Below are 2,944 nucleotides of genomic sequence, written 5' to 3' on the forward strand. Positions count from 1 at the left end.
GGGTTTTCTCAATCAGATCAGTCAGATGCACGTTTTTCCTGAAGAATTTCCCGGTGCTGCCAACCTGCCGAAGCAAAAAAAAATGGGCGCAATGCCCATATCATTCGCCCATCTTCTGCAGGATGACTTTTGATTAGACTCGTATTGTAATGCGTCTCGGGGCAAAACGCAAAATATGCCCCGAGCGCACCACAAAATCAGACGCTGCGGCGGGTACCGCACACAGCGTCGTCATTTTCAGCGCTTGCCGCCGCGCTTACCGCCGCCGCCACGCGCCTTGTTGCCATTCGGCACGCCGCCACCGCTCTTGCCCGGGCGCTTGTTGCCCGGCGCGCGGTTGCCGTCACGCATGCCACCCTGACCCGCCGCCCCACGCCCATCCGGGCGCGCGCCCGTGCGGGTGCGCGCCGTCAGCGTGGTCGGGCCGCCGACATTGATATAGCCCATCGAGGTCTGCATCGGATCAGGCTGACGGGGGTTGGACGGACGGCGCGGCGCCGGCTGCGCACGGTTGCCGTTCTCGACACCCATTCCACGTGACTGGAAGTTCGCTTCGCCGGTAAAGCCCGACGACATCGGCCCCATCAGCACCGGCGCCGGCTCACGGCGGCGGCTGCCCGGGCGGCTCTGCTGCTGCCCGCCAGTGCTTGCCGTCGGCACCTTCATGCCCAGCGTACCCATCAACGTGCGCACGTCGTCTGCCGACACCTCCTGCCAGCGCCCGCGCTTGAGGCCACGCGGCAGCACAAAACTGCCATAACGCGTGCGGATCAGGCGCGACACGGTCAGGTTGACCGCCTCGAACATCCGGCGCACCTCGCGGTTGCGGCCTTCGGTCAGGGCGACGTGGTACCAGTGGTTGACGCCTTCGCCGCCACCGTCGGCGCAGCGCAGGAAGTTGGCTTCGCCGTCCTGCAACGGGATGCCGTGGAGCAGCTTCTGGCGGTCGGTCTCGGCCAGTTCGCCCAGCGTGCGCACCGCGTATTCACGCTCCACACCGTAGCGCGGATGCATGAAGCGGTTGGCGATGTCGCCGGACGTGGTGAAGATCAGCAAGCCTTCCGTATTGAAGTCCAGGCGGCCGACAGCGACCCATTTGCCGGTCTTCATGCGCGGCAGCGCGTCGAACACGGTCGGACGACCTTCCGGATCGGACTGGCTGACGATCTCGCCGGCCGGCTTGTGGTACAGCAGCACGCGCGGCGGCTTGCTCGGCAGCTTGCGCTGGATCAGCTTGCCATTCACGCGCACCTGGTCAGTCGCGAGGATACGCTGGCCGATGTGCGCCGGCAGACCGTTCACGGAGACGCGCCCCTGCAGGATCAGGTCCTCCATGTCGCGGCGCGAGCCCAGGCCGGCATCGGCCAGGATCTTATGCAGCTTGGGGGCGTCGTCCTCGGCGGTGAGTTCGCGCACATTGGTCGGCTTGGCGGCGGCGCCGGTGTCCGCTTCGGCGTCGTACGCGCCGGAAATCACGTATTGGAAGACGTCGTCGGTGCCCTTGCCGCCCCTGCCAGCCTGACCGCCGCGGTTCTGGTTACCGCCCTTGCCTTGCGGCTTGCCGTTGCGGTTCTGGCGTGGATTCTTGCCGCGACCGCCGGTGCCGGCCTTGGCTTCAGCGTTGCCGCTTGCACCCTCCGCGCGTTCACCAGCCGGCTGCGCTTCGCCTTGGCGGCGGCGCCCCTTGCCGAAGCGGCCGCGCGGGCCACGGCGCTCCCCCTGGCCCTCGGCCTGAGCGGCTTGCCCCTCTGCCGGCGCAGGGTTGGCTTCTACCGCGACGGCGGCCTCGCCCTGAGCGGCGTCCTTCGGCTTGCGCGTACGCGGGGTGCGGCTCTTGCGCGGCGGCTCGCCAGCAGCGGGCTCCGCAGAATCCGCACTCACGGACTCGCCCTCTGGGCGGTCCTGCGGCTGGCGGCGCGAGGCGACCAGGTTGCGCAAACCTCGGCGCAAGCCCTTGCGGCGCGGTGCGGACGACTCGGCGCCATCACCGGCGCCATTGGCCGGCGTATGTGTATCGATGGAATCAGGCAAGGTGCTCACAACGTCTTTCAAATCTAGAGGTTCAGGCCGTGCGCCGCTCGATTGGCGAGCGCGGCTCAGGAATGTTCGTTATCTGCGGCGGGCTTGGCGTACGGCTCCGCTCCCGACTGCGTTTCGACAAGCCCGGGGGCCGCCGACAGCGCCTGCGAAACAGACAGCGATTCGGCCAGCGCTTCCGGAGCAGCATCCACCGCCACCGGCGACGCCAGCTCGGACGACACCTCGGTGATCGCCTCGTGGGCGACGGCCTCGGCGTGCATACCCGCGGTCAATGCCTCGGGCTGTTCAACTGGATCGGCGGCCCCCGCCTCGGCGGGTACGGCAGATTCCGCGCCCGCTTCGGCAGGCGCCTCGTTCACCAGCGCCGTCAGCTCTTCGACGGCAATCGCACCGCCCTCGAATTCAATTGCGCCCTGCTCCAGCAGACTGGCCTGCGCCTGAGCGCGGGCGTCTTCCAGCGGCGGCAGTTCGTCCAGCGAGCGCAGGCCGAGGTCGTCCAGGAACTGCTTGGTGGTGGCATACAGCGCCGGACGGCCGGGCACATCACGGTGGCCGATCACTTCAATCCAGCCACGGTCTTCGATCTGCTTGATGACCTGCGTGTTGACGGTCACACCACGAATGTCTTCGATATCGCCGCGTGTGACGGGCTGGCGATAGGCGATGATGGCCAGCGTCTCCATCACCGCACGCGAGTATTTGGGCGGCTTTTCCGGATGCAGGCGATCAAGATAGACGCGCATTTCCGGGCGGCTTTGCAGGCGCCAGCCCGAAGCCAGCGCCACCAATTCGACACCGCGGTCCAGCCAATCCTGGCGGAGCTCTTCAAGCAGCACGCGGATGGTGTCCGCGGAAACATCTTCGTCGAACAGCTTGCGCAAGTCATTGACTCGCAACGGGTCCT

The 2,944-nt window shown here is 66.9% G+C and carries 2 protein-coding genes; both read right to left on the bottom strand.

Annotation, left to right across the window (positions count from 1 at the left end; translation table 11 throughout):
- Positions 1-237 precede the first annotated feature (237 nt).
- Entirely contained in the window at positions 238-2,040 is a 1,803-nt protein-coding gene (locus QZ609_RS26025; protein ID WP_295501257.1) for a pseudouridine synthase, read from the bottom strand.
- Between the two features lie 56 nt (positions 2,041-2,096).
- The coding region (gene scpB, locus QZ609_RS26030; protein ID WP_295501259.1) for an SMC-Scp complex subunit ScpB at positions 2,097-2,944 on the bottom strand (848 nt) is incomplete at its 5' end.

This window comes from uncultured Ralstonia sp. (genome assembly GCA_913056305.1).
Lineage (GTDB): Bacteria > Pseudomonadota > Gammaproteobacteria > Burkholderiales > Burkholderiaceae > Ralstonia.